The 25,768-nt window shown below is 61.3% G+C and carries 24 protein-coding genes; 10 read left to right on the top strand and 14 right to left on the bottom strand.

What is annotated here, in order from left to right; genetic code table 11:
- Positions 1–17: 17 nt before the first annotated feature.
- The 6 genes from Q7P63_04000 to Q7P63_04025 all read right to left on the bottom strand — a co-directional run bounded on the left by Q7P63_04000 (position 18) and on the right by Q7P63_04025 (position 5,533).
- On the bottom strand, positions 18–926 hold the full coding sequence (locus Q7P63_04000; protein ID MDP0499243.1) for a YihY/virulence factor BrkB family protein: 909 nt from the start codon (positions 924–926) through the stop codon (positions 18–20).
- A 75-nt stretch (positions 927–1,001) separates the two neighbouring features.
- Positions 1,002–2,150 carry a DUF3618 domain-containing protein gene (locus Q7P63_04005; protein ID MDP0499244.1) on the bottom strand — a complete coding sequence of 383 codons (1,149 nt, stop codon included), beginning with the start codon at positions 2,148–2,150 and terminating at the stop codon, positions 1,002–1,004.
- Positions 2,114–2,569: a phage holin family protein gene (locus tag Q7P63_04010; GenBank protein ID MDP0499245.1), complete on the bottom strand. Its 456-nt coding sequence runs from the start codon at positions 2,567–2,569 to the stop codon at positions 2,114–2,116. The genes Q7P63_04005 and Q7P63_04010 overlap by 37 nt, the downstream gene beginning before the upstream one ends.
- Positions 2,570–2,572: 3 nt before the next feature.
- On the bottom strand, positions 2,573–3,253 hold the full coding sequence (locus Q7P63_04015; protein MDP0499246.1) for a hypothetical protein: 681 nt from the start codon (positions 3,251–3,253) through the stop codon (positions 2,573–2,575).
- Positions 3,254–3,433: 180 nt separating this feature from the next.
- Entirely contained in the window at positions 3,434–4,492 is a 1,059-nt protein-coding gene (locus Q7P63_04020) for an inositol monophosphatase (GenBank protein MDP0499247.1), read from the bottom strand.
- 105 nt (positions 4,493–4,597) lie between these two features.
- Complete coding sequence (locus Q7P63_04025) at positions 4,598–5,533, bottom strand: alpha/beta hydrolase (protein MDP0499248.1); 936 nt, start codon at positions 5,531–5,533, stop codon at positions 4,598–4,600.
- Between the two features lie 250 nt (positions 5,534–5,783).
- Between Q7P63_04025 and Q7P63_04030 the strand changes: the two genes are divergently transcribed.
- On the top strand, positions 5,784–6,026 hold the full coding sequence (locus tag Q7P63_04030; protein ID MDP0499249.1) for a hypothetical protein: 243 nt from the start codon (positions 5,784–5,786) through the stop codon (positions 6,024–6,026).
- 63 nt (positions 6,027–6,089) lie between these two features.
- The gene (locus tag Q7P63_04035; GenBank protein MDP0499250.1) at positions 6,090–6,449 is read left to right on the top strand and encodes a hypothetical protein; all 360 of its coding nucleotides are present in this window, start codon (positions 6,090–6,092) and stop codon (positions 6,447–6,449) included.
- Between the two features lie 16 nt (positions 6,450–6,465).
- On the opposite strand, the gene argA is transcribed toward Q7P63_04035, so the two are convergent.
- The 5 genes from argA to Q7P63_04060 all read right to left on the bottom strand — a co-directional run bounded on the left by argA (position 6,466) and on the right by Q7P63_04060 (position 11,305).
- The gene (gene argA / locus Q7P63_04040) at positions 6,466–7,815 is read right to left on the bottom strand and encodes an amino-acid N-acetyltransferase (GenBank protein ID MDP0499251.1); all 1,350 of its coding nucleotides are present in this window, start codon (positions 7,813–7,815) and stop codon (positions 6,466–6,468) included.
- Between the two features lie 69 nt (positions 7,816–7,884).
- A complete protein-coding gene (locus Q7P63_04045) occupies positions 7,885–8,367 on the bottom strand; it encodes a hypothetical protein (protein ID MDP0499252.1) in 483 nt (160 codons plus the stop codon).
- A 64-nt stretch (positions 8,368–8,431) separates the two neighbouring features.
- Positions 8,432–8,881: a hypothetical protein gene (locus Q7P63_04050; GenBank protein ID MDP0499253.1), complete on the bottom strand. Its 450-nt coding sequence runs from the start codon at positions 8,879–8,881 to the stop codon at positions 8,432–8,434.
- Positions 8,878–9,444 carry a hypothetical protein gene (locus tag Q7P63_04055; protein ID MDP0499254.1) on the bottom strand — a complete coding sequence of 189 codons (567 nt, stop codon included), beginning with the start codon at positions 9,442–9,444 and terminating at the stop codon, positions 8,878–8,880. The genes Q7P63_04050 and Q7P63_04055 overlap by 4 nt, the downstream gene beginning before the upstream one ends.
- 82 nt (positions 9,445–9,526) lie before the next feature.
- Positions 9,527–11,305, bottom strand: a complete 1,779-nt coding sequence (locus Q7P63_04060; protein MDP0499255.1) for a hypothetical protein — start codon at positions 11,303–11,305, stop codon at positions 9,527–9,529.
- A 140-nt stretch (positions 11,306–11,445) separates the two neighbouring features.
- Here Q7P63_04060 and Q7P63_04065 point away from each other — a divergent pair, with 140 nt between their 5' ends.
- From Q7P63_04065 to Q7P63_04085, 5 genes are all read left to right on the top strand, one after another.
- On the top strand, positions 11,446–12,048 hold the full coding sequence (locus tag Q7P63_04065; protein ID MDP0499256.1) for a hypothetical protein: 603 nt from the start codon (positions 11,446–11,448) through the stop codon (positions 12,046–12,048).
- Positions 12,045–13,259, top strand: a complete 1,215-nt coding sequence (locus Q7P63_04070) for a hypothetical protein (protein ID MDP0499257.1) — start codon at positions 12,045–12,047, stop codon at positions 13,257–13,259. The genes Q7P63_04065 and Q7P63_04070 overlap by 4 nt, the downstream gene beginning before the upstream one ends.
- Positions 13,256–13,930 carry a hypothetical protein gene (locus Q7P63_04075; protein MDP0499258.1) on the top strand — a complete coding sequence of 225 codons (675 nt, stop codon included), beginning with the start codon at positions 13,256–13,258 and terminating at the stop codon, positions 13,928–13,930. The genes Q7P63_04070 and Q7P63_04075 overlap by 4 nt, the downstream gene beginning before the upstream one ends.
- A gap of 134 nt (positions 13,931–14,064) precedes the next feature.
- A complete protein-coding gene (locus tag Q7P63_04080; GenBank protein MDP0499259.1) occupies positions 14,065–14,619 on the top strand; it encodes a hypothetical protein in 555 nt (184 codons plus the stop codon).
- A 10-nt stretch (positions 14,620–14,629) separates the two neighbouring features.
- Positions 14,630–16,624, top strand: coding sequence for a hypothetical protein (locus tag Q7P63_04085; GenBank protein MDP0499260.1), 1,995 nt, complete (start codon positions 14,630–14,632; stop codon positions 16,622–16,624).
- Here Q7P63_04085 and Q7P63_04090 read toward each other — a convergent pair.
- Both Q7P63_04090 and Q7P63_04095 read right to left on the bottom strand, forming a co-directional pair.
- Positions 16,587–17,777, bottom strand: coding sequence for a DUF3800 domain-containing protein (locus tag Q7P63_04090; GenBank protein MDP0499261.1), 1,191 nt, complete (start codon positions 17,775–17,777; stop codon positions 16,587–16,589). The genes Q7P63_04085 and Q7P63_04090 overlap by 38 nt on opposite strands.
- Before the next feature lie 84 nt (positions 17,778–17,861).
- Positions 17,862–18,089 carry an addiction module protein gene (locus tag Q7P63_04095; GenBank protein ID MDP0499262.1) on the bottom strand — a complete coding sequence of 76 codons (228 nt, stop codon included), beginning with the start codon at positions 18,087–18,089 and terminating at the stop codon, positions 17,862–17,864.
- A 103-nt stretch (positions 18,090–18,192) separates the two neighbouring features.
- Here Q7P63_04095 and Q7P63_04100 point away from each other — a divergent pair, with 103 nt between their 5' ends.
- Positions 18,193–19,605: a trehalase family glycosidase gene (locus Q7P63_04100; GenBank protein ID MDP0499263.1), complete on the top strand. Its 1,413-nt coding sequence runs from the start codon at positions 18,193–18,195 to the stop codon at positions 19,603–19,605.
- Between the two features lie 27 nt (positions 19,606–19,632).
- On the opposite strand, the gene Q7P63_04105 is transcribed toward Q7P63_04100, so the two are convergent.
- Positions 19,633–21,315 carry a DUF262 domain-containing HNH endonuclease family protein gene (locus Q7P63_04105; GenBank protein MDP0499264.1) on the bottom strand — a complete coding sequence of 561 codons (1,683 nt, stop codon included), beginning with the start codon at positions 21,313–21,315 and terminating at the stop codon, positions 19,633–19,635.
- A gap of 198 nt (positions 21,316–21,513) precedes the next feature.
- Here Q7P63_04105 and htpG point away from each other — a divergent pair, with 198 nt between their 5' ends.
- Together htpG and Q7P63_04115 are read left to right on the top strand one after the other, a co-directional pair.
- Positions 21,514–23,376, top strand: a complete 1,863-nt coding sequence (gene htpG / locus Q7P63_04110) for a molecular chaperone HtpG (GenBank protein ID MDP0499265.1) — start codon at positions 21,514–21,516, stop codon at positions 23,374–23,376.
- Positions 23,377–23,625: 249 nt separating this feature from the next.
- Entirely contained in the window at positions 23,626–25,719 is a 2,094-nt protein-coding gene (locus tag Q7P63_04115; protein MDP0499266.1) for a cyclic nucleotide-binding domain-containing protein, read from the top strand.
- The last annotated feature ends 49 nt before the right edge of the window (positions 25,720–25,768 follow it).

Genomic DNA, 25,768 nt, shown 5'->3' on the forward strand with positions numbered 1-25,768 from the left:
TTTGTGCCTTGCGCTCCTTACTTGCGCGCATCCGCCGCGCGTTTGCCGGTTTCCTTTTCCAGAGCGTCGTTGACTTCAGCGCCGAGCAGGGCGACGAAAGCGCTGAGGTAGAGCCACATCATGAGGATCACGACCGCGCCGAGGCTGCCATAGGTCTTGTTGTAGCTGTTGAAATTGGCGACATACCACGAGAACAGGCCGGAGCCGATGATCCAGAGGATCGTGGCGATAGCGGCCCCCCAGGTGTTCCATTGCCAGTGCGGCGGCTTGCGGTCGGGGCCCACGCTGTAGAGCAGGGCGAGCACGCCCATGACCATCGCAAAGAGGAGGACCCAGCGGGCGAAGGAGATCAGCCCCAGAGACCAGCCGGGCAGGTTGAGGGCGCTCATGATCGGGGGCAGGGCGACGACTGCGCCGATCGCGATGATGCCCGCTACCGTGATGCCGACCATCAGCCCGAAGCCGATCAGGTTGGTGCGGATAAAGCCGCGCGTCTCTTCCTCGTGGTAGATGAGGTTGAGCGCCTGCATCATGCCTTTGGTGGCGCGCGAGGCCCCCCAGAGCGCGAGCGTGATGCTCACGACGGCACTCCAGCCAGCCACTGTGGTTTGCGTGGTGATGGCAGTTACCTGGCCGTGGATGATCTGGTAAACCTGGTCGGGCATCATGCCGCGCACGCCTTCCAGCTGTTGCTGCACCTGCTGGGGGTCGGAAAGGAGGCCGTAGAGGGCCACTAGTGCGGCGATGCCCGGGAAGAGGCTCAGCAGGAGGTAAAAGGCGACGCCGGAGGAGACGAGCGCCAGAAAGTCCTTCCCCATGCTCTCCTGGGTCAGGCGGATGACGTGCCACCAGCCCTTGAGCGAGAGCTGGTGTGGCAGCTCGTGGCTGCGCTCGTGGGCGGAAACCGTGGGATTGAGGCTGGGCATGGCGAAGAGAGAAAGAGTGGGGGCGTCAAAAACTCCCCGTAGCCGGAGCTGACGGGGAGTGACGGGTTGAAAGTTTTAGTGGACTTCGGTTGGTTGCTTGTGCGGGTGCTTGGCCTCGGCTTCGGCGGCTTCGCTTGATTTTTCGGCCACGCGACGGGCGCGGGCGGTCAGCTCTTCCGGGGTGAGCCCTTCTTTTTTCAGATCTTCACGCGTATGGTCGGCTACGTGTTCGGCCTTTTCTCGGAGCTGCTGCGGCGTGAGGCCCTCGTTCTTGGCTTCGTGGCGGGCCGTCTCCATGGCGGAGCTGACGGCATGCTTGCCGCGCTGCACGAGGTCTTCGGCCTGGGCGCGCGTGTTGTCACGAATGCGCTGGCCGTAGGTGCCAAGCACTTGGCGCTCCTGGCGGCTGCGGGGCAGCGCGAGGCCGAGCAGCAGGCCGGCCACGGCAAAGCCGGCGGCGACGGCCAAGGGGTGGCTTTCGGTCGTCGCCTGGAGGCGCTGGCGACCGTCGTGGTAAGAGGCGGAAACGCGCTCCTTCACCTGGTGGCCTTGGGCGCGGGCACGCTGCTTGGCGCGGCTCATGCCTTGGCGGGCACGGCCAGCGTAGCCGTGGGCGCGGTCGGAGGCGCGGCTGGCGGCGCTGGGGCTCGAGTGGCTGGGCATGGTGGTGGCGGAGGGAGGGGTGTCCCGCAGAGGCAGGCTCCCGCCTCCGTGGATTTGAGTCGGTTGATGCTGCTGCATGGCGGGGTCGGTTTGGAGTTCGTCTGGGTTGAGCGCGGCGGCGCGGAGGTTCTCCCGGTTGGAAGGGGCCTCGGGGTCGCGGCGCAGGTGGTGGTCGGAATTCATGGTATCCTCTTCGGATTGGTGGAGTTTACCGGCGCCAATCGCAGCCAGGGCCACGCCGGAGGCGATGAGCCCGCAGGCAAAGGGATGGCGCCGCACAAAGTTACCGGTGGCATTGGCACCGTTCTGGACGACGTTCATGACTTCGTCCGGTTTGATTTCGGAGATCCAGGTCTGCGCTTCGTGGACCCATTCGCGCGGGTGCAGGCGGTCGGCCAGTTGGTCGAGCGTGGCGTCCATGCGGGCACGGGTGAGGCGGATTTCCTCGGCCCATTCGTCGCTGCTGCGCTCGCCGTCGAGTTGCTGGCGCTGGCGGATCAGGGCCTGCTCGCGCGCCACTGGGTCTACGACATCGCGGTCTTGATTTTGGACTGAGCCCATTGTTGATCCTCCTTCAGCGTTTTGGCGGTTTTCTCGGGGCGGGCGCGGGAGTCGGCGAGCTTGGCCTTGCCCTGCTGCAGCAGGATAAAGCCCACGATACCCGTGACGACGGCGACCGATAGCGGCGCGAGCCACACGAGCAGGTGCTCATCCATGCCCCACGCTTCGAAGGCCGACATCAGCGAAGTGCCGATCGTCCACAAAAGCACGAGGAAGGCGGCATGCAGGATCAGGGCGCCGGCCAGCAGGGCCATGGAAGCCCGGATGTAGTGGCGCACCATTTCCTGCGTCTCCTGGCGGGCCAGCTTCACTTCCTGCCGCACGAGCAGCTCGGCCTCGTCGCGCAACTGGCGCAAGAGGTCAGCCAAGCCCACGTCGGCATGGGGGGGTGGCGGTGGCGTATGGGTCTGCGTATCCACGGCTTAGCTCTGTTGAGAGTTCAGGGTGCCGGCGGAAAGGGCAGCGGGGTCGGCGGCGGTGGTCTTCGGGCGCTGCGGGGCAGACGGGTCGACGCGCCACTCACCTTCCGTGTGAGCGCTGTAGGCTTGGCCGCGCGGCGTGTTCTCCGGCGTATGCGGCCAATCGTCCTGCGGGCCCTCGTCTTCGTATTGGGAGACGGGGGAGGCGGTCAGCACGCGGCTGAGCGCAAAACCGGCGGCGAAGGCCAGGCCGAAACTCACTCCCGGGTGGCGACGGACCCAGCTGGAGGCATCGTCGGCCATCTCGCGCAAGCTGCGGTCTTCGAGGTAGTCGCCCGCCTGGTAGCAGGTGTCGGCGAGGCGATCCAAGTAGTCGCCTGCCCCGGCCAGACTGCTTTCTTCGCCGCGCATTTCGTCGGCGGCAGCATGGGCGGCGTCGCCGTAGCCGCGGATCACGTCGCTGAAGCGGTGGCGCTGGGCGTCCACGCCGCTTTCGACTTGCGACTGCACGTTGTGGCGGGCCTCACGGGCACGCTCCTTCACCTCGTCTTTCAGGTGGCGCGACTGCTCACGGGCGGTCTCGCGGAAGCCTTGATGCTGGGTGTCGCCGTGGCCGGCTTCATCGTGCGGCTGGGCGGGGGAAGGTTCGTTTTTGGGGGAGTAATAATGAGTTTCGGTAGGCATGGCGTCTCCTGGTTGATTGACGTTCTGCCCACCTACTTACATTTTTGATGCCAGCCTCGATTTGGGAGGCGTTTGACCGCTGCTAGCGCCTGAATAAGAGCCGCTTATCAAAGTTGGCGGATCCAAACGGGGATTGCCTGCCATGCAAGGTGCACGGCGCTGGATCAGGCAAAATGGCGCTTATCGACGCCCACGCCCCAGAGATGGGAATGCCCCGCGATCATCAAAGGTGGCGGCAATGGCTTCCTGCAAGACGGGACGCACCCGGTTGGCCAGCTCGGCATTGGCGTAGGCGGCCCACGCAATGGGCGTAGTAGTATCGAGCGGGGCGTCGAGCGGGTCTCCATTGGGCTGCTCCACCACGCCCCCCAGCTCCTGCAGAATCAGGGAGGTGCACAAGTCGTAGGGGTGGCAGGCCAGCTTTTGCGGCAGGCGCAGGTGGGTATTCACCAGGGGCCGCAAGTCGAGGTGGAAGCGGTCGCGCCCGGCCGCCAGCTCATACAGTTGGCCGCCGGTGCTCAAATACTGGTCGTCGAAGACTTCCGCGCCATGCAGGGTGGTGTTGAGCCCGAGGCCCTCGATCAGGCGTTCCTCCAGCTCCGCCAGGCGTGCCTTGCCGGTAGGGAAAAACTTCACCACGGAGTAAAAACCGTGCTCGATTTGGGCGCGCGGGTAGGGGGCCGGCTTCCACTCGTAGTTGCGGCCCGTAATCACGTCCATCCGGCACGACATGACGCCTTCTCCCCGGGCGGCCGAGAGTTGGTCCCCGATGTATTGCTTGCTGCATGGCAGCTCTGTCATCACCGCCACCTGAATGTCGGCCAAAGTGTTGTAATGGAGCCGCTGAGGGGCGAGCCCGGTCAGAATCCAGGCCGAGCGCTTGTCGAACATAAAGGGCCGCGTGCCGTCGACCGGGTCGATGATGCACTTGACCACCGTGCGGTGCAGGGGCGTGCGCGGCGGGAAGGTGACGGGCTCCGGGCCTTCGAGGCCTTCCATCACCAGCTCGACGGGGTAGTCCTGGGGCCAGTGGTCGGCAAACCAGCGCAGGATCACCTCTTCACTCCGGGCGTCGACCCGGTAGATGACATCCGCGCGCGAGACACGATCGATTTCGGATTGCCGTTGTGCGCCGCCCGCCTGCCGTGCCGCCAGGATCTGCGACTGCAGATGGCGGTGGAGCACGCAGACTTTGCGTCTGAGCACTTCCCAAGGTATTTCAAGAGCAACCGACGACATACGTTTCTCTCATAGATAAAGCGCGAGCCAAAAGAAAGCAAAAGTATAGGTTGAGAATGGTTTATTGTCTAGGCCTAAGCGCTTATACATAGGCCGTTAAGTGGTCTAAATGGCTTGTATTTGGCGGGAATTTTCAGCCGTGCTTTCGGTCTTTTGATATAGCCAGCGCAAGGCGGTCTCGAAGTGGTAGACCGGCAGCGAGTAGTGCCCCTCGCCCTCCACTGGAAAGAACGAAGCCCCGGGGATCTGCTCGGCCAGCCAGCGGGTCTTGGCCAAGGGCAGCGTCTGATCGTCGCAGCCATGCCAGAAGGCGACCGGGCGGCGGATCTCGCGCCACGGGAAGCCCCAATCGGCCAGAAACAGCTCGCCATCCTGCAAGACGGGGGCTGGGCCATTGCCGTAGGTGCCGTGCGCCATCGCGGTGTAGGCGGGCAGCGCTTGCGGCTCCTGCATCGCCTGGCGGTCGCGCGAGGGCAGGACAGGGAGGATCGCCTTGACCATCCAGCGCTCGGGCATCCACCGGGTGTAGAGCGTCGCGAGCTTCAGCGCCTGCAGTTGCAGCCCGGGCGCACGTTGGCGGATCGAGAGCAAGAGGCGGAAGACGGGAAAGAGGTCGCTCCAGTCGTCGAACTCGCTCAACGGCGGCGCCCCGCAAAGCACCGCCACTTTATCGACCCGCTCCGGTAAGGCCCAGGCGGTGGCCAGCGCATAAGGGCATCCGCCAGACTCGCCCATCACGTGGCAGCGCCCGATCTGCAGGTGGTCGAGCAGGGCGGCCATTTGCGCCGGGTAATCGGCAATGCGCCGCTCCGGCACGGGTGAACTCAGCCCCAGCCCCGGTCGGTCGGGCACGATCAACCGCACCCCGTAGCGGTTCACCAGCTCGTAGGCGTGCAAGGGCTGCAGCCGGCAGCTTGGCCAGCCATGCATGAAGAGCACGGGCTTGCCCTCCCGCAGCCCGATTTCTGCATAACCCACCACCTGCCCATCGGGCAGCTCCAGCGTGCGACTAAATTCCGGTGCCTTGAAATCCAGATTCATGACAGATGCTATTGCTCAACGCATGCCGGAATGGTGGGGTTGTGCCGTAAGGTGCAGACAGGTAGATGCTTATCGGGTTTTTCTTTTCAATCCAGGCAGTGAGTTGAGGGCCAGAATTGTCTGTTGCTATACATTTAGTGTCGTGATGGTTCCGGGCAATGCTGGAGAGGGCCTCCTTGGGTTCCAGGCAGGGCGCGAGCGGACGCAGGGTAAGCTTGCGCAGAAGCGCGGGCAGGCTATGATCACTACCATGAAGACGATGACCCTGCAAATGCCTGACCCCGTCTACGAAGACATCATGGTATTGAGCCGGGATACGGGCCGGTCGCCGGGAGAGTTGGTTTCGGAAGCGATGGCAGCCTACCGCGCGCGGATGGTGCAAAAGCCAGCCTCGCTGAAAAACCGGCGACCGACGAGTGTCGGTGGCCCGATTGCCCCGGCTTATCAGGATCGCGATCTATTGGACGAGATGCGGCATGATCCACGGGATTGATACCGACTTTCTGGTCGCCGTTGAGATTACGGACCCCCGTTTCATCTTCCCGCAGATTGTCTGTTGACGGATCTTTTGGGAGAAGGCCATACGTTTGCCTTGGCCCCGCAGACATTGGTGGAGTTCATTCACGTCGTTACCGACTCCAAGCGGATGCCGCAGCCTTTGCCGATGGCCGATGCGGTTTCGCGGGTCGAGAACTGGTGGAATGCAGAAGAAGTCGTTCCGGTGTTCCCCAATCGCGAGGCAGTGAATCGACTGGGAGGATGGCTCAGGATCCACCGGTTGGGGCGTCGCAGGCTGCTCGACACCCTGTTGGCCGCCACGCTTTTTGAAAATGGGATTCAACGCCTCATTACGAATAATGAGGCGGATTACCGCGTCCTGAACTGCTTTGAAATCCTGAGCTTCAAGGAGCGCTGATCTTATCTTCCGGCCCTCACTCCACCGGCAGCTTTTCGCGCTTGGCCGGGTTGGTCTCCTTCAAATGGCGGACGAGGACGCGGCTGCGGCGGTTGGCATCGGCCGTGCGGGTTTGCAGGCTGGAGGGGATTTCGGTCGGCTCCGTTTCGGCAAAGCCGAGGATCTTGGTGAAGTAGGCCGAGGTCTGGGTGCTGAGGGCGTAGACGCGCTCCAGCCCGGTCTTTCTGGCCTCTTCGATCGCGTATTCGACCATGGCGCGGCCAATGTGGCGGCCCTGGTAGATGGGGTGCACGAAGACGCTGGCGATCTCGGCGCTCTTGCCGTCTTCGAGCGGGCTGAGGCGGCAGCAACCGATGATGCTGTCGTCGATCTCGTAGACGCGGTAGTCGTCGATATGGTCTTCCAGCTCTTCGCGGGTGCGCAGCCGCAGGCTCTCTTCGCGCACGCCGATGAGGGTGAGGCGGTGGATCGAGTCGACATCGCCACTGCGGGCACGGCGGATCTGCGCGTAGGGGTTGGCGTGGATCATCGAACCGATGCCGACCTTCGAGAATATTTCGGTCAACAGGCCGTCGGGGATGCGGGCGTCGATGAGGTGGGCGCGCGGGGTGCCGGCCTCGATCGTCTTGACCGCGTGCAGCGCCTTGCTGCGGACGGGTTCGTCGATGGCCTCGGGTTCGCGGTCGAGCAGCTCGCGCACTTCCTGCACGGAGACGTTGAGCTGGAATTCGCCCCGCACACTGAGGCCGGGGTAGAGGGTGAGGAAGATGAGCTTGCTCGCCTGCAGCTCCAGTGCGAGGGCGGAGGCGAGGTGGTCGGAATTGAGGCGGTAGGGCCAGCCGTCGCGGTCGAAGGCGATGGGGCTGAGCACGGGCACGATGTCGTTGTCGATCATCGTGCGGATCATCTGCTTGTCGATTCGGTCGACCTTGCCCGAGTTGAGCTGGTCGACGCCCTTGAGCAGGCCCCGCTCGGTCGCGCGCACGGCGTTGGCGTTGGCGCAGCGCAGCCCGTTTTGGGTGAGGCCGCGGACGAGGCGGTGCTCCAGCAGGCCGGCGACCTCAATCGCCAGCTCCAGCGTCGCGTCGTCGGTCGGGCCCTCGCCCCGGTAGTCGGTAATGGCGAGGCCGCGCTCTTCGGCTGTCCGGCGCAGCGGTTCGCCAATCCCGTGGGTGATGACGATGCGGATGCCGAGGTTGTGCATCACCGCGAGCTCCAGCACGAGGTGGTGCAGGTTGTCGTCTTGGATCACCGCGCCGTCGATGGCGATGATGAAGACGTGCCCCCGCCATTGCGGGACATACTTGAGGATCCCGCGCAAGTCGGCGGGCTGAAGCTCACGGGCGGCCGTGCGGTCCATTGGCATAAGGGCCTTCTGTAGGCCAAGCGGCCGGCAAAGGCAAGTGCGGGGACGTTCTGGGCTCCAACGGGCTGCCTACGGCAGGGGCGTCGGCGTGTAGTCCGGCGGAGGGGGCGGCAGCTCGGTGGGGGGCGGGGGTGGCGTAAAGTCGGGCAGGCCGGATTTGGCGGTGGCCACGACGCGGAGGTAGAGCGCCTGGTTGCCGTTGAGGTTGTAGGGCGACTGCGCCAGATCGGGCAACGTCACGCGCACCAGCCCATCGACTTCCGTGCTGGCGAGGCCCGACAACTCCGTCCAGGCTCCCGATGGCTCGTGGGTCCAGAAATAGCGGTAGTTGGCGGAGGTGGCCTTCGGGGTGAAGGTGAGGAAGAAGCCGTTGTCGATCACGAGGTTCGACTTCAGGTAGGAGGTGCCGTCTTGGGGGTTGGTGCCGAGCCAGATTTCCTGGGCATCGGTGTAGCCGTCGCGGTCGGCATCCTGGGCGTGGGCGGCAAGCGGCAGGCCAGCGCAAAGGGCACCGGCCAACAGCCAAGTCAGTCTGTGGGGTCGATCAATCATGGTGAGAGAAAGGCAGCAGTAAGGACTTCCGCCACCCACGGCAAGGCGTAAGACACAGGCGCTCTCAGCGCGGAGGCGGTGTGTAGTCTGGCGGCGTATCCAGGGGCGGAGGCTCCGTGGTCGGAGGAGGCGGGGGCACATAAGTGGGGGGTGGCGGCAGTGGTGGCGCCGTGCCCACGGTTACTTCGACACGGAAGAACAACGCTTGCGTATTGGCATTGTAGGGCGCTTGCGTCAGGTCGGGCAGGACAAACCAACGATAGTCGCCATTCGGATGACCCGTGGTGTAGCCAGATTCGAAATACATCAGCGGGACCCATTCGCCGGCTACCGGATCAGTCGTCCAGTAGGGCACATAACTCGTCGTGCTGGGCCAGTCCGTCCAGTATCGGAGCTGGAGGTCGCCATTGGCATAGACCAGAGACGCATCGAGTGAGGGTAGCGGATCATCGGCGCAGACAGGTGCCGTCAGGCCGATCAGGCTGAGCGCAACAAGAGGTAAGGCAGGCTTCATGGGAGAGGATTTTCGGGGGGTGTCATGGATGGAGGTGGTGTCGTCGGGCCGCTCTCCGGCGGATCAGGCGGCAGAAAATAAGGAGCGCTGGGCTCCAGAGCGATGGAGATGGCAAAGTAGACCGGTCGATCCCAATCGATCGCAGTCCATTCATCATTCAGGTCTGCTCCTTTGCGAGGGTGGACCGGGTCTGTCCAAGGCTGCGTCGACAGGTAGATATAATGCCAGCTGACGAAGTCGTAGGTGTAGTAGCAGTGGTATCTTGCGCCTGCGGTGTAAGGCTCCGGGAAGATGTAGATGGATTCGTCGTGCCACTCTAGCGAGGCCTTGATGTAGATGACACCGTCGGTTGGATCGAGGCCATAGCGGGCCTCCTGCCGGTCTGACGTCCCATCCTTATCGAAGTCGCCAATGCCGTTGGTCGAGGTCAGATCTCCAAAATAGCGGATCTCCCATTCGTCCAGCAGGCCGTCGTCGTCGGCGTCGTAGAGGCGCGGGATTTGATCCCACCCGACCGCGAGGTGGGCGCAGGAAAATAGAAGCGTAAATGCAGCAGCGCGCATCGTTATGATCGAGGTAATGAACCGTGTAACATAACCGCAAGCAAGATGGTGGATATGCCTGGAATAGATACCTTTAAACACATCATTCCACTAAGGGGATGGCGCTGCTCCGTTGCTTTACCGCGATGCGGAAGTAGACGGGTTGGGCCTCCGCATAGAAGGGTGCCTGGCGGATATCCGGGAGGCTGATCAGGCGCGAGCCGGGTTGGTAGAATGTACTCCAGTCGTAATCCCAGGTGGTGCCTGTCACGGGTTGCCAAGGCCCGGTATCAAGGTCGTGCGTCCACTCGACCGTGTAGGTGCTGAAGCGGGTGTCCACGTAGCTTGGCTCCAGACACCAGCCGGTGGGGTCGCCACCGGGGAAGCTGTAGGAAAATCCCGCCCAGTTCTGGAACGCAGGAAAGCACCCCGCTTGAACGCGGAAGTTCTCTTCCGCATTCACGGGAGAGCGACGAAACAGAAATTCCTGAGCGTCGCTTTGGCCATCGCCATCGTAATCGCTCGTGGCATCGGCGGTGGTGAGGTTGCCGAACAGGCGCATCTCCCAATGGTCGGGCAGGCCGTCGGCATCGCTGTCACCATCGCCCCGCGTGATGAAGAAGCTGCGAAAGCTGTTGGTGTAGACGCTCAGCACATCCTCGGCGACCTTCTGCGGCACTTGCACACGAGGGGAATACTGCGGCTCTGGATCTGAGGGGACTCCAAGCTGGCCGTAGTCGTTCTGGCCGAAGGCCCACAGGCTGTCGTCGGTCTTGATAAAGAAGCCGTGGCGGTTTTCGCTGGCGACGACTTCCCGGACGTCTTCGGCCAGGACAAACGGGACCGGAACTGGATTGCCGGCGGGGGTTTCGAAAGTAATGTCTGCCCAACGATCCCCACATTCCCACAGGCGTCCGTTGGCGGTGAGGAAAAGGCTGAAGCGCGAGCCGGCGGAGATCTTCACCACATCGGTTTGCAGCAGGATGGGCGATGAAGCGTCCACCAGAGTGCCGTCACCCAGCTGCCCGCTCGAGTTGCTGCCCATGCCCCAGAGCGTCCCGTCGCTTTTGAGGAAAAGCGTATGCTGATCGCCTACGGCAACCGAGACGACTCCACTTTCGATTTCGGTCCAGTCCGCCCGACTTTCCAAATCTCCGGTGCCGAGCTGGCCGGTTGAGTTGTAGCCCCGCATCCAAAGGGTGTGGCTGGTATCGATCCGGGCAGAATGACGAAAAGGTCGGTAGACGACAGTATCACTTGGGAGGTCCGAGAGCTCGCCATTTTGTGATGATGGAGTATATAGGTTGCCGTCTTCCTTGCGATAGATCGAATCTGCCAGCAGGTATTCCACTTCCGTATCGGCAAATCGAGCGTCCCAGCGTTGTTGTAGCCAGAGCGCACCATCTTGGCGGAGGAAGAGCGTTTCGCCGCTCGCTGAAATGTCAGTAACTCCGGTGGAATGGTAGGTAGGAATATGGCCAGCCATATCGCCGGTAGCGCCCTCGTTGTAGTCGATGTCGCCCATTTGCCAGACGGTGCCGGCTGGGCGAGGGGAGACGTTGGCCGTCGCGGCAGCACTATCGACGTGGCCTTCGCCATTTGAGATCCGCACCCAGTAGGTGGTGGTGGCCGTGAGGGGGAGCGTGACCAGCAGGGGGCCGGTGGCACCGGGCACCGGAGCCGTCGTGTCGCCTGTGTTCCCGGTGTACCATTGGTAAGCGAGATCGGCACCGGAGGCTTCGACCTGGAAGAACGTCGCCTCGCGGGTGGCGAGCGAAACGGAGGCCGGTTCGGTCGTGATGCTGGGCGCGGCGGCCCAGATCGTGGAGGCGAGGGTGATGGCAAGGGCCGCAAAGAGAGCAGCAGTGGGCGCAGGATTCACTCGAAGACGTTGGGTGCGGGGCAACGGCAAAGCAAGTCTCGTGTGAACGGTTAACCTCAAGCGAATCATTTTTCAGCTTTTCCCACGTCCGTTTTCATTTCTGCATTGCCAACGGTAAGGGTGCCGATTGCCTAAGGTGCATGCGCTGGTTGTCGTGGGGTTACTGCTTCAGGTTGGTGGCGGGGCTGTTGCTCGGCTGCCCGCTGGCAGAAGCCGCTGCGGTGCCGCTGGTCGAGCGGGTGGAGTTTGCCGAGCGCGCGCCCGAGCGCCAACGGGCGGAGTGGATCGAGGTGTGCGTGCACCTGCAGGCGCGGCGCGTGTCGGGCGAGGGCGAAGTGGCGCCTTGGCGGGTACGCTTTTCCGGCCTTTGGGCGGCGCAGCGGGGCGAGGCGAAGCAGTGGGCTGCCGTGCAGGAGACGACGTTTGCGCCTCCGTCGGTCGAGACCCGCCTCGCGGTGAGCTTTTTCGTGCCGCCCGGAGTAGTCGAGATGTGGCAAATGGAGGCCGAGCCGACGGCGTGGCGTGTGCAGGTGTGGACGGGTGATCAGGAGATCGCCGTCGCTCCGACCATGTATGCGACGGCCTTGAGAGACCGGGAGGCGGCGCAGGCGTTTTTGCTCCGCGTGGCGGATGCGCGGGTGCAGGAGAGCCGTTGGCTGCTGCCGGCGCGGGCGACTCCGTTTTACCAGCCCGAGGACCTGCGTTGGCCGCTGTGGCCCGCGTTTCTGGAGGTGGGGCGATGAAGCCGCGCGGCCGGTTCGAGCTATGGATCGCGCCCACCCGTGTGCGGCTGCAAGGGACGGGCGTGCGCCAAGAGGTTGCGGTCGCGCCGGGTGCGGATGCGCAGGCGGTGGCGCTCGAACTGGCGCGCGAACACTGTGCCCCCGGCAGCGAATTGAAGATCTTTTCCGCCGCGCTGTCGCTTTTCGTCACCCGTTGGGAGTCGATGGTCTGGCCTCCCGTGCGTCCACCCGCCGAGGTGCTGCCGCTGGAGCCCAGGCAGCTCCATTGGGTGCGTCAAGGGCCGTGGCTGCTCGTGGTGCGGAAAGAGGCGCTGGCGGCGTGGCTGGCGGAGTTTGCCCGGGCGCACCTGTGGGTGACGAAGCTCGTGCCGCTGATGGCTTCTCACTTGCCGGACGATTCGCCCGCCCGCGAAGTGCGCCTGATCGACGACCAGAAGCTGGGCTGGGCGGCGCTGCTCGTCGTGTACGAGACCTTTGTGCGCGTGGAGCCCTTGGCCTCGAACCCGGAGACGTGGCCCGAAGCCATTGCTTCCGCCCGCACCGAGCTGAACCGCGAGGAGCCCGAGAGCGTGCCGGTCTATGCCTGGCAAAACGGCGAGCGCCGGGTGCCGCCGGTGGAGGGGCTGAAGGGCTTGGGCGAGCCCTCGAAGCTCTCAATGCGTTTCGACCTGCGCGATCCACAGAGCCGGAATGTCGCCGACGCTGCCCTTTGGTGTGGACCTTTTCGTGCGGCGGCCGCGGCGCTGACGTTGCTGGTCGCGTTTCAAGCCTACCGCTGGCAGGAGCTGCGTGAAGAGGCCGCACAACTGGAGGCCGAGCAGGTGGCGCTTGAGGCGCGTCTGGCCGAGTTGAAGGGGGACCGCTTTATGCGGATAGACCTGCCTTGGGCAGAGGCGACCGGGCAAACGTTGGCACCAGCCCGCAGGGAGGAAGAGCGCTTGCAACGGATGCTGGAGGTCCTGAACGAGGTTGCACAGCCCATTCCAAACCTGCACTTTACGGCTTGGCGCCTGGAGGGCGATACCGTGACCCTGTCGGGCCTGATCTGGAGCTTTAATGAAGCGGAAGCGGATCGCGATCCGGAGGTGCCGGCCAACTTTCAGGTGCTACTGGATCGGTTGGATGATCGGCTGGGGGTCGAGATCATACAAGTGGAGCCTCAGGAGCCGGGACGGTTGGCGTTCACATTCAGACTTGGGGAGCTGCCATGAGGTTCCTGCCGGGCATACCAGTCACCTTGCTTTGCTTCATCTGCCTCCTCTTGTGCAATGAAGTCCTGCGGGTGGTTATTCGATCGCGGGAAGATTCCCAGCGGGTAAGCGAATATGAAATGCACCGCTTAAGAGGCGAGGTGGCGCGTCTGGAATCCCTGAAGGCCTCGGAGAAATTGACTGCTTACGTGGCGGAGGCCGAGACTTGGAGGCCAGAGGCTTCGCGGCTGGAGGGAGGTTGGGACGTCCGTTGGCTGCGGCAGCAACAGGAGTGGCGGGCGCAGCTTGCCGATCGTTACGCGGTGGATCCAGAGGACTACGATTGGGGTATGCCTTCGAATCGGGACCGCTCGGTGCGGGAGGTCTGGCTGGCGCAGGCGGGCGTGCTGTATCCCCGGATTTGGGAGGCGCTTCCTCAGTTACCGCAGGTTCGCTGCTCGGTGGAGATGGCTGGACCGACGAATTTACGGCTGATCACCTGGGAAGTTCACTTTAGGGGAGAGACTCCTGATTTGGCACGGTTGGAATCAGCGCTCCGAGCGTCGCCGCTCAAGGTGGTCGTTACCGCTTTGGAAGTGGCTTCCGTTGCGCCCGAGAAAGGCCTGCTTCAGTCCGATGAAAGCCAATTTGTAGTGCGCTTCGTAACCCTACCGCCGGAGGCCTACTGGTGAACTTACGCTATTGGATCGTCGTGTCGCCTTTGGTTTTAGCCTCTCTAGCTTGGTGGGATGCTACTCGCCAAGCTAGAGACTTGCCTGTGTTTGTGCCTGCCGCTGGGGATACGTTGCCTGCGTTGCCCGCAAACATGCCCATTTTCCCTTCCAGCACCGACGGCGACTTCCGTCTCTTCGACGGGCCGGCGTTGCGGTGGGGGGAGGACGGGCTGGAGATCGTGCGGCCGGTGGGGGAGGGCACGGTCTTGCCGCGGCTGGAGGTGGTGGCGGTGGAAGAGCTGGATTACCGGCTGCGGCTGGAGGCGGCTTACGTGAAGCCCGATGGCGCGGAGGCGGTGCTGCTTTTCAATCGGGAGACGCAGCGCAACCTGTCGTTGTCGCCGGTGGGCGCGGTCGACGAGTGGCAGGTGGAGCTGCGTGGGCAGACGCCGGACGGGTTGCGCGTGCACGACCGGGCGCTGCAACGCGACTTGATCCTGCCGCCGGGCCGGGATGTGCCGTTGGGCGAGCGCCAGATCACCTTCCGCACGGCTGCGGGGCAGGTGGTGACGTTGCAACCGGGCCTGTCCGTCAACCTCGAAGACTGGCGGGTGGAGCTGACGGCTTCGACTGCCTCCGGCTACACCCTGCGCTGGACCCGCGATGGTCAGAGCCGCCTCGAAACGTATCCGCTTACGACTCCGTAACCCTTTGTTTATGCGCCGCCTGTTTTACGCCAGTCTTGCCCTCGCGGCTCCGCTTTTGAGCGCGGAAGTCACCATTACGCCGGTCGACCGGATGGCGCTCGCGCTGCAGGCCCAGCGGCAGGGCGATTGGCGCACGGCCGAGCTGCACCTGACGAAGCTGCACGAGCTGTCGCCCAACGACCCGCGCGTAAACCAGATGCTGGGCGAAGTCCGCTCCAAGCAACCGCCCGAGGGCAAGCTGCTCGATCTGGTGGAGCTGGAGAGCGAGCGGCTGGAGCCCAGCGGGCCGGTGGTCCGCCCGACGCCCAAGCCTGCCCCGGTAGCGGTGGACGAGCCAGAGCCGGAAGCCGATTTGGCCAAGTTGGAAAAATCGCGCTGGCAGACGCGGAGTCGGCTGCTGGAGCGGGTGGAGGATTCGTGGCAGTGGCCGGAAAGCGAGTCGCGCCTGGCCGAGCCCCGCCCCACGCCGGAGACGGAGGCGCTGCGCAGTCGGCTCGACACAGTGGTGCTGCCGCGTGTCAGCTTTACCAGCATGCCGCTGAGCCGCGTGCTCGACGCCCTCTCGACCATGAGCGAGGAATTCGACCCGGCAGGCGGCGTCAACCTCGTGCTGATGGATCCCGGCGGCAACGACCCGGACGTGACGATCACCCTGCGCGGGCTGTCGCTGGCGCGCGTGCTCGATCTGGCGGCGGGCAGCGTGGGCTACGAATACGACGTGCAGCCCGATGCGGTGGTGGTGCGGCCTCGGGTGGGGCCGGGCACCAACCTGGAGACGGCGTTCTTCCCGCTCAACCGTTCGACCCTGATTCGCCTGATCGGCGTGCCGGAGCGCGAGCTGGCGGGCGAGGCGATCGACCCCTTTGCCCCGGCCCCGGCGCTGGAGTCGGGCGCGCCGAGTGGGCGGCTGCGTTCGCAGGAGGAGGCGTTGCGGGCGTTTCTGCAGCGGGCGGGCGTGCCCTTCGAAGGCGTGGCGGGGGCCAACCTTGCGCTGGCCGACGGGCAGATGATCGTGACGCAGACGCCGCGCAACCTCGAACGCGTGCGCAACCTCCTGCGCCGTTACCGCGAGGTGAAGCAGGTCGAGATCGAGGCGCGTTTCATCGAGGTGCAGCAGGGCGACCTGGAGGAGATCGGCTTCAACTGGCAGGTGACGAGCGGCAACGACCGTTATCGCTCCGGCAATCGGCGGCTGTCGCAGGCCATCAGCCCCACCTCCGCCGGCAACGCCCTGCGCATCACCGGGCCCAGCGCCGGCCCTTCGGGCGAGCTGACGGTGCCGCAAGACGCGCCCCAGCTCTCGCGCGAGATCGACCTCGGGGCCGACGTGGTCGACCCGCTGGCCGACATCTCGGGCGTGCTGGGCGGCGCGCAGGTGCAGCTACTGTTGCGCGCGCTGGAGCGCAAGACGGGTAACGACCTGCTGAGCGCGCCCAAAGTCACCGTGCTTTCGGGCAAGACGGCGGAGATCGTGGTCGCACAGGAGCTGCGTTACCCGCAGAACTTTGGCGACCTTGACGCGCAGGTGGGCCGAGGCGATTCCGACGCGGGCAGCGCGGGCGTGGCCATCACCACCGGCACCCCGCGCGACTTCACCACCCGCAATGTGGGCGTCGAAATGGCCGTGACCCCAACGGTGGAGGAAGACGACAGCATCAGCCTGTTGCTGGAGCCGCAAGTGACCGAGTTCGAAGGATTTGTCGAATACGGCGGCACCAGTGTCGCGATCTCCAGCGGCAACACCGTCACGGTGCCCAGCGGCTTTTACCAGCCGATCTTCAGCGTGCGCAAGGTGAAGACCGAAGTCACCATCTGGGACGGCGCCACGGTCGTCATGGGCGGCCTCACCCGCGAGCAGGCGGTCAAGATCGAAGACAAAGTCCCCCTCCTCGGCGACATCCCCCTGCTCGGCCGCCTCTTTCGCTCCGAAGGAGAGTCGACACAGAAGCGAAACTTGCTCATCTTCGTCAGCGCCCGGTTGGTTGATCCGGGCGGTGGGGAGTAGAAGATTCAAAAGGAGCTAAAAGGTGAGTCATTAGCTGATCCTCTTGTTTCTCAAGTATGTTTAGTGATCCATGGCTTGTTCTAAAAATTTCATCTTTAGCAATTTTTAGCCTTTCAAGGTAAGGGACGACTCGGCTTCTAACCATATTGATGTAGGTGTTTATATCCGTCTGAGAGGCCGGAATTTTGTATCCGGAGCTGCTGCTAGCCACTATAACATTGTTGCTTCTGAGCTTGTTGATTATATTTCTGCGTAAGAAGTCCGTGTTTATCTTTTGATCTCTGAACTGTTCATTGAGATTTTCGCAAATGGCTGGACCGCTTAAATAGGAGTTAGGGTTTTCTAAATTGTAGTTGATTAGCATTTCCACTGTTGCGACGTGATATTCAAAGTCAGAATCATGTTCTTTGTTGCTGACGAAGATGTTTGCTAGCCTGATGCTGTGGTCAGCGATTATGCCATCATGCTTCTCCTGCTCTAAGCTTTCTGTAGTAGCTTCAACTGTAACAGGCGGGTATGGCCACCAGCTGCTTTGCAGTATATTTTTCCTCAAGATCTCAAGTACAGGGGGATAGCTGTTTGAATCGTATTGCCGCCGTATATTTCCCGCAGCTAGGTCAGCGATTCCTAGGAGTGGTTCATCTTTGTCATTTGTGAACTGGAAATCGTAAATAGGCCAGAGGCTCTCCGAGAACTTGGACCTCAGATACGATTCGAATCCTTTCATGAAGTCGGGGCTTCCATATTCGTCAGCGCGTATCACGAGGTTTTCGTAGGACCGAAAAATCAAATCATAAATTTTTCGGTAGATATACTTAAAATAGCTTTTTTTGTACTGAAGACCCGAGAATTTATGGATGTTACGTTTGTCAATTGAAAGAATAACGATCTTAAAGCCTCCCATGGCCATCTCGTTAAGAATTAGATTAATCCGAGGCTTGTTGCCGCTCTTTAGCTTGCTGGTCTTCATTCCATTCCCCCCGAACTGCTTGTTCTTGATCTCTAGCGCGGCTAGGCGTTGAGAGTGGATCAAGCTTTCGGGAACAACCACTGCTGCTATTACATAGAATGGGCTTTCACCTTTTTTATCCGCATTTAGATCTGTGTTACCGGATTCATCTAAAAATACCCATGTCCTCTCTGCGGTCATCATGAGCCGCGAGATTAAACTGCGTCCAAAGAGATTTAAAGAAGTAAATAACCTATTTTTAGTTATGTCTATGTACTGGAGAGAGCGCTACCAAAAGAGCTTCTCGCGCAATCGGGCATGAACTTCTTCCGCCGGAATGGGCTGGACCTTACCACTTTCGAGGTCGTGCAAGCGGCGAACGATTTCGGCCTCCCAGGCTGGGCTGAGGTCGTCGCCCTGCTCAAAACTCTCTAATAGCTGCTTCACCAGGTAAGTCCGATCTTCCTTGGGCAAAGCCAAGGCTTCCCGGCAGAGCGTTTCCGTTCGCGTGTCCATGCCGATAATATGAAGTCCCACCGCTCACACGTCAATCGAACCGCTCGCGCCCACCTCCGTTTGACCCCCTGCCGTCTCTGTAGTATCGTCGGGTCAACGCGTTATGGGATTAGAACTGGAATATCACTCGCTGGCGGAGGCGGCGGAGAGCGCGCAGCGTCTGCTCGACGATAATTGGCAGGGCACGCATACGCTGCCGGCCAAGGGCATGTATCCGCACGCGTGGTCGTGGGACAGTGCGTTTGTGGCCATCGGGCGCGCACGGTATTCTCCGGAGCGGGGGGCGGAGGAGCTGCGCAACTACTTCCGCGGGCAGTGGCGCAACGGCATGTGCCCGCACATCGTCTTTACGGATTGGGAGACCGATTACACGCCGGGGCCGCAGTATTGGGAGACGCATTTCCGCAGCGACGATGCGCCGGACGACGTACCGACGAGTGGATTGATCCAGCCGCCGATCCACGCGACGGCGGCCTGGCATGTCGCGCGGTTGTGGGACGACGAGGCGGCGCGCACGGCCTTCCTGCGCGAGATCTACCCCAAGCTGAGCGCCTGGCACGACTACCTGTACCGCGAGCGCGACCCGTTGGGCGAGGGGCTGGTTTACATCCGCCACCCGTGGGAGAGCGGGCGCGACAATTCGCCGGTGTGGGACCAGTTGCTGAGGCGCTTCGACCTCCAGGCGATCGACATCCCGCAATACCGGCGCGGAGACGGCGACAACTGGAAGGAGGCGGGCCGCCCGAGTAACGCGGAATACGATGCGTATATGTTTCTCGCCGAGCAGGCCAAGCGGGAGGGCTACCGCGAGCGTTCGCTGCAGCGCGTCTGCCCCTTCCTCGTGCAGGATTTGCTCTCGAACACGGTGCTGGTGCAGGCCGAGCTGGATTTGATGGAGATTGCGCGCGCCATCGGCGAAGACGTGGACGGCCACCAGGCGCGGGCGGACAAGACGGCGGAGGCCATGCGCCGCAAGCTGTGGGATGGCCATCTCAATACCTTCCTGCCCTACGATATTCAGCAGGGGCGTCGCTTGCACAGCCACGAGCTGGGCGGCTTCACTCCGCTCTTTGCCCGCATCCCCAACGACGAGCAGGCGGCCCAACTGGTGGAGCAGATCAAGAGCGAGGCCTACTCTGGCAGTTGCCACTACCGCAGCTTCACCGCCGCCGGCTACAGCCGCATCGAGTCGGGCTACCAGCCTCGCAATTACTGGCGCGGGCCGCTCTGGCTCAACATCAACTGGCTGATCTACCGGGGCCTACTCGACTATGGCGAACACGAATGGCTCGCCAATCGCTTGTTGCGCTCGATCTACGTGCTGCCGCTGCTCTCCGGCTTTCGCGAGCATTACAACGCCGAGAATGGGGAAGGGCAGGGCGCGAAGGATTTCTCGTGGTCGGCCGCGCTCTTTCTGGAGGAGTTCCACTCCGGCAGCTTCGAGCGCCTCGGCATCGACCCCAACGCAGAGATCGGCAGCTACCAGGCCGCGCTAGAGCTGGGGGTGGAGGAGTAGGGGGGAGGGGGCCGCTCGACCGGAGGATCAGCGGATTTGCCACGTGGCAACCGCCAAGTCCGCAAGCTTGCGCTGGCGGTCCATTATTGCTTCAAAATCCCATCTTTCATATTCCGAAATCTCACGTGTTATGGATAGCTTTGATCGTGAGTAGACAGCCTTTTTATTCTCAAAAGGCTGATTTCCGATGTTAGAATTCTCCGAAGTGGGTAGCAACGTCAAGTTGCCAAGTCTATTCACATATGACTCAGCTGTGGTCCTATTTTGATTCCACTCTGGCGAGGGAGACTCTGGTAGGATATGTTCAAGATTTACGTCGTCAGGATTGTCGTTGGCTATCAATTCTGAATTCTCTCTACGATTTTTTTGATTTTCTAGCGCGCAAAGATAATAGCGTGCTAAATAGCTCTTACCGACGGATGCGGTGATAAACGCCTCTTTGAATTGAGCATCTGAGGGTATATCTTTTTTTGATGCTTCCTTGAGTGACTTGTAGTTGGTAATCTCACCACTAGTTATGTTTTTTGCCTTTGTCGCATAGAAAATCTCTAAGTCGCTGCTTCCTAATCGGCCTAGAATGTAAAATCGAACAGAAAGGGAGACTAATAGTTGCAAGGTTAGTTCAGTGTCTTTCTTGTTGAAGTTTTGGAGCGCAGCAAGTATAAGTGGGCGGACCTGAGTCATGCGGAGCAGGTTGAGCGTTGCCATGTGCATTCTGGTGGTATGGGAATAGGCGTTCCATACCTCATGGTTTGGGTTTAGAATGGCAGCATAGACTTTGGCACCTTCGCCGAAAAGACAGGCAGTGTCGATAGCCGATTGCATACTGGTGACCCTAGATCGAATGCTCTCATACAGCTCTCGCTCCCTCGTGAGCCCCTGCTGAGTGGACCACATGTGGCGGATATAAGAAATGGTGTATTTTTCCGCTTCAACCGCAGAAAGAGCGCTGGTCATTGCGGACCAATAGTGTTGCGCTTCATTGATTCGATCTCCAGCGCGATTGAAAAGGAAGTTCTTTAGAAGATCAGAAATTGCAAGATCAAGCCCTCTATCGTTCAGGGTTTCAAAAATTGTAAATGCATTCGCTCCGTCTGGAACTTGTACCCGAATTACCTTTGCTTGTTTGTCTAAGAAGTCCAACCAATCCATTAAATGATTAGATGGGTCGTTCCTAGTTTGTGCTAGGTTTTTAACATGCCGCCTGGCGAGTTCTGCGGCTTTCTTGATGTTCTTATGTGAATCGCTTCCAGTTTCAATTGTTTTTTTCCTTTTTTGATTTTCGTACTTTAATACAAACTTTAAAAAGAAGTCGTTGTCCGTCGTGTTAAGCGTGAGGTTAGGCTGTAGTTCCTGTGTCCTCCGGTTCTGCGAAAGTAGGTAATCGCTCTCAAGGCTCGTGGCGCGGGCAGCGTCTTTGGATTCTATAAGATAATCTCTTATTGCCGCTATGAGAATTGAGCAGGTCGCAAGTCTTTGTTGACCGTCAACAACCTGATAGGACCTCTTATCTTCAAGCAAAACGATTGACCCTAGGAAATATTCCTTTCGGCCTTCGCTAATAGCGGTTTCAATATCTTTATATAGATCTTCAATATGTCGAGATTCCCATGCATAAGACCGCTGGTAGCAGGGCACGACCAAGTTTTTTTCTTTTAAGATGCTGCCGATTCCTGAGATAGTGAAGTCAATGCTATTATTATGTGACATAGGTTTGCTTTTTCGCTTTTTTAGCCGTTCTTCCTGCGGTGATCAAGGAAATATCCTCACGGCTTAGCGCAGAGACGGCTTTGAACCTTCTGCCTTCCCCCGCGCACATCCCTTCTTGAAATCTCGCCGGAACGCGCCTTATCTTTCTCGCTTCGCTTTTTCTGCAACGCTTTACCCGACTTTACTGACGATCCACATATGGCAAACCAAGCAACCGAGACGCATACGTTTCAGGCCGAGGTGCGACAGCTCCTCGACATCGTCATCCACTCGCTCTATACCGACCGCGAGATATTCCTGCGCGAGCTGGTGTCCAACGCATCGGACTCGCTCGAAAAGCTGCGCCACTACCAGCTGAAGGGGGCTGAGCTCTACGACGCCGACCTGCCGCTGGAGATCAACGTGATCACCAACGAGGAGACGGGCACGATTACGATCCAGGACTACGGCATCGGCCTCACTCACGAGGAGCTGATCGAAAACCTCGGCACCATCGCGCACAGCGGCTCCAAGGCTTTCGCCGCCGCGCTGAAGGAGGCCAAGGAAACGGGTGCCGACGCGACCCAACTGATCGGCCAGTTTGGCGTGGGCTTCTACAGCGCCTTCATGGTCGCCGACGAAGTGAAGGTCTACACGCACTCCTACAAGGGCGAGGGCCAGAGCCTCGTCTGGACTTGCGACGGCTCCGGCAGCTACACGATCGAAGAAGCGCCCGATACCCAGCGTCGCGGGGCCAAGATCGTGCTCAAGCTGAAGGAAGAGGCGAAGGACTTCGCCAAGAAGGAGCGCGTGCAGGAGATCCTCAAGCGTTACAGCAGCTTCGTGACGCACCCGCTCAAGCTCAACCACGAGCGCGTCAACCAGCTCGACGCCCTCTGGATGCGCAGCAAGAGCGACGTGAAGCCGGAGGAATACACCGAGTTTTACAAGTTCCAGGCCAACGCTTTCGACGAGCCGCGCTACACCCTGCACTTCAGCGCCGATGCGCCGCTGGCGATCAACACGCTGCTCTTCGTGCCGCAGGAAAACCTGGAGCGCTTCGGCTTCGGCAAGTTCGAGCCCAGCGTGTCGCTCTACTGCAAGAAGGTGCTGATCGACTCCAAGCCCGAGGGCCTGCTGCCCGAGTGGCTGCGCTTCCTCAAGGGCGTCGTCGACAGCGCCGACCTGCCGCTCAACATCTCCCGCGAGTCGATGCAGGACAGCGCGCTGGTGCAAAAGCTGAGCAAGGTCATCACCAACCGCTTCATCAAGTTCCTTGGCGAAGAGGCCGACAAGCGCCCCGAGGCCTACGCAGAGTTTTACGACACCTTCGGCAACTTCATCAAGGAGGGCGTCTCCAACGACTTCACGCACAAGGACAAGCTGGCCAAGCTCTTGCGCTTCGAGAGCAGCCTGACCGAAGGCGGCAAGCTGACCAGCCTCGACGACTACATCGGCCGGATGAAGGATGGCCAGGACACGATCTATTACCTGCAAGGGCCGAGCCGCAAGTCCATCGAAGAAGGGCCGTATCTGGAAGCCTTCAAGGCGCAAAACATCGAAGTGCTCTTCCTCTACGAGCCGATCGATGAGTTTGTGCTGGGCCGCCTCGGCACCTACAGCGAGAAGAAGCTGCTCTCGGCCGACAGCGCCGAAGCCGCACTCGAAGACGTGCAGGGCGAAGGCGAGCCGCTGGGCGAAACCGAATCCAAAGAGCTGACCGACTGGCTCAAGGAGCGCCTCGGCGAGAAGGTGAAGGAGGTCAAGACCTCCAAGCGTCTCGTGGGCAGCCCGGCCGCCGCGCTCAATACCGACAGCTTTATGTCGCCCAACCTGCGCCGCGTGTTGCGCCAGACCCAAGGGGACGACGCGATGCCGCCGATGCAGATCCAGCTCGACCTCAACCCGCGCCACCCGCTGGTCAAGCAGCTGCACACGCTCAAGGGCACCGACCCGGAGCTGGCGGGCCTGATCGCCGACCAGATCTACGACAACAGCATGGCGGCTGCCGGCTTTGTCGAAGACCCGCGCTCGATGGTCAACCGCGTTTACGACCTGCTCAACCGCCTCGCCCAGAAGTAGGGGGTACAGGGCAGTCGATTTTTCCTCACGGGCACCCTCTTTGCAGGGTGCCTTTTTTGTGGCTTCGCGGGAGGGGCGGCCGTGATGCGAGGATAGACGGTTAAGCCCTGTCTATAAAATCCGAGTTATAGGGTGAATTCTGGCTTGATTCCGCTGGGTATACCTCTCGGTAGCGTCAGGCTTTAACCTTGCCAATTCGGGTGCGCCGAAGCATGCTCTGCCCCCTGTCCGCTTGTCCTTTATTGCGTTATGACGGCTATTGCTGAACCTGTTGCCAAACCCGCCCCAGGGAAAGACGCCCCTCCCAGCCTCGACCAAAAGGCCTACGTGCTCGATACGCCGCTGGAGCTGACGTCGTTCATGGAAATGCATCAGGTAGGGGACGATTTGATCGTCTTCAAGAACCGCAAGAGCAAGACCTACCTCACGGTCAACCGCACGCTGGCCAAGATCATCCTTTCCTTTCGCAAGCCCACCCGGCTCAAGGACCTGTTCCCGATCCTGATCGAAGACCGCCTCTGCCCGCGGCTCGACGACCTTTACGAGTTGATCCTGCAGGCCCGCAAAGCCTACATCCTGCTCGGGCCGGACGAGGAAGAGCCTGCCTTCCCCATCGTCAACTGGCGGGGCGCCTTGCGCTCGGAGATGGCGACGGTGGTCTCGCTGGCTTGCATCGTGGTGGGCCTCGGCTGCTGGTTGTTCCAGAGCCAGCACGAAGACCTTTCGATCTTCAAACCCAACGTGATCTCGCTGGCCGCCGGCTATCTAGGGATGTGCCTGGCGATCAGCATCGGGTTCATCTTCGGTGCCTCGCTGGCGAACTGGCAGGAGCGCGAGATCTACCGGGCGCGCTTCAACGTCGCTTCGCTCTTCCCGCACTTCCATGTCGACCTGCGCGACTTGCAGACGGCGGGCACACGGGTGGAAACCGAATCGGCCCTCGTCCAGATCGCTCCGCTCTTTCTGCTGTTGGGCGGCGTCAGCCTGGCCTACCCGTCGGCCGCGTGCGTCGTCATGGTGTTTACGCTGCTGCAGATGCTGCCGGTCAAGGGCTCGGCCATCCGCATCCTGTTGCGTTCCCGCTTTGCCCGCAAAGAGCTTTCGGTGCACGAACACCAGGACTTTGTGGGCAACCAGACGTGGAAGCGCAGCGTCTACAACTTCAAGCAGAACCTCTCGATCAGCTACCTGTTCGCGGCGTTTGGCTACTGCCTGGTGTGGCTCGCCCTGGCGGGCGGGGTGCTCTACATGACCTACGAGATCACCGGCGCGACGTTCCTCGACTTTTTCTTTGCCGGCCGCGACCTCCAGCGCACGGCCATCCTCGCCGGCATCCTGACGTTTGCGGCGGGTACGATTACCGCCCTCGGGATCGTGATGGAAGCCTACTTCAAGGCCAAGACGCGCGAGAAGAGCCTCGCCGCGCGGCCCAGGAAGGTGCAGACCGGCCCGCAGCCGCACGAGGTGGCGCTCCAACAACTGGCCGAGCAGATCCGCGATGGCGCGGCCGAGCTGGAGCTGGAGCTGCTGCACGAGACGACGCTCTTTAACCAGACTTCGCTTCTGGGCCTGCACCGCCTGCAGGGTTCCCTCGGCTTCGAGCGCTTCCAGAAGGGCGACGTGATCTTCGACGGCGAGGGCCTGATCGACCGCGCCCTCTACATCTGCTCCGGCGAAGTGGAGATCGTGAAGCGCTACCAGACGGGCCGCAAGGTGCCCGTGCCCAACCAGGGGCCCAACACGATCATCGACCAGATTTCGATCATGTATGGCACCGAGGGCCACACCACGGTGCGCGCACTCACGCCGGTGACCTGCGTCTCGTTCATGCTGGAAGACTTCAAGAAGCGCATCATGCCCGTGCTCGGCTGGAATCACCTCGAGCGCATGCTGATCCGCGAGACCTACCTCAAGCGCCTGTCGCTGACCCAGAACCTGGAGCAGGGCACCCTCGATTACCTCGCGGGGCAGGCCAAGATCGTCCAGTACAAGCAAAACGAGACGGTGATTAAGGAGGGTGGGGACAACTTTTACTTCTACATCCTGCTGCAAGGGCGCTTCGACGTCTTCAAGGGCCGTCGCCGCGTAGGTAAGCTGAGCTACGGCGAGTTTTTCGGCGAGCTGGGCATCCTGCTCAATTCGCTGCCGACGGCCTCCGTGGTCAGCATCGAAGGCTGCATCTGCCTGCTCATCCACAAGAGCGCGATCCTGCAGGCGATGGGGCAAGACTACGAGTTTGCGATGGTCGTCGAGCAGGAGGCCAGCAAGCGCCTCGGCAAGCCCGTCTTCCCGCTCAAAGGTAGCCGCTTCACCAACATCGGCGGCCTGGGACGTGCGACCTAGAGCGTCAACTGCAGTATCCCGTTGTCTCGTAGCCCATTTGCCGTAGACT

It is taken from the genome of Verrucomicrobiota bacterium JB022 (assembly GCA_030673845.1).
Classification (GTDB): Bacteria; Verrucomicrobiota; Verrucomicrobiia; order Opitutales; family Oceanipulchritudinaceae; genus WOUP01.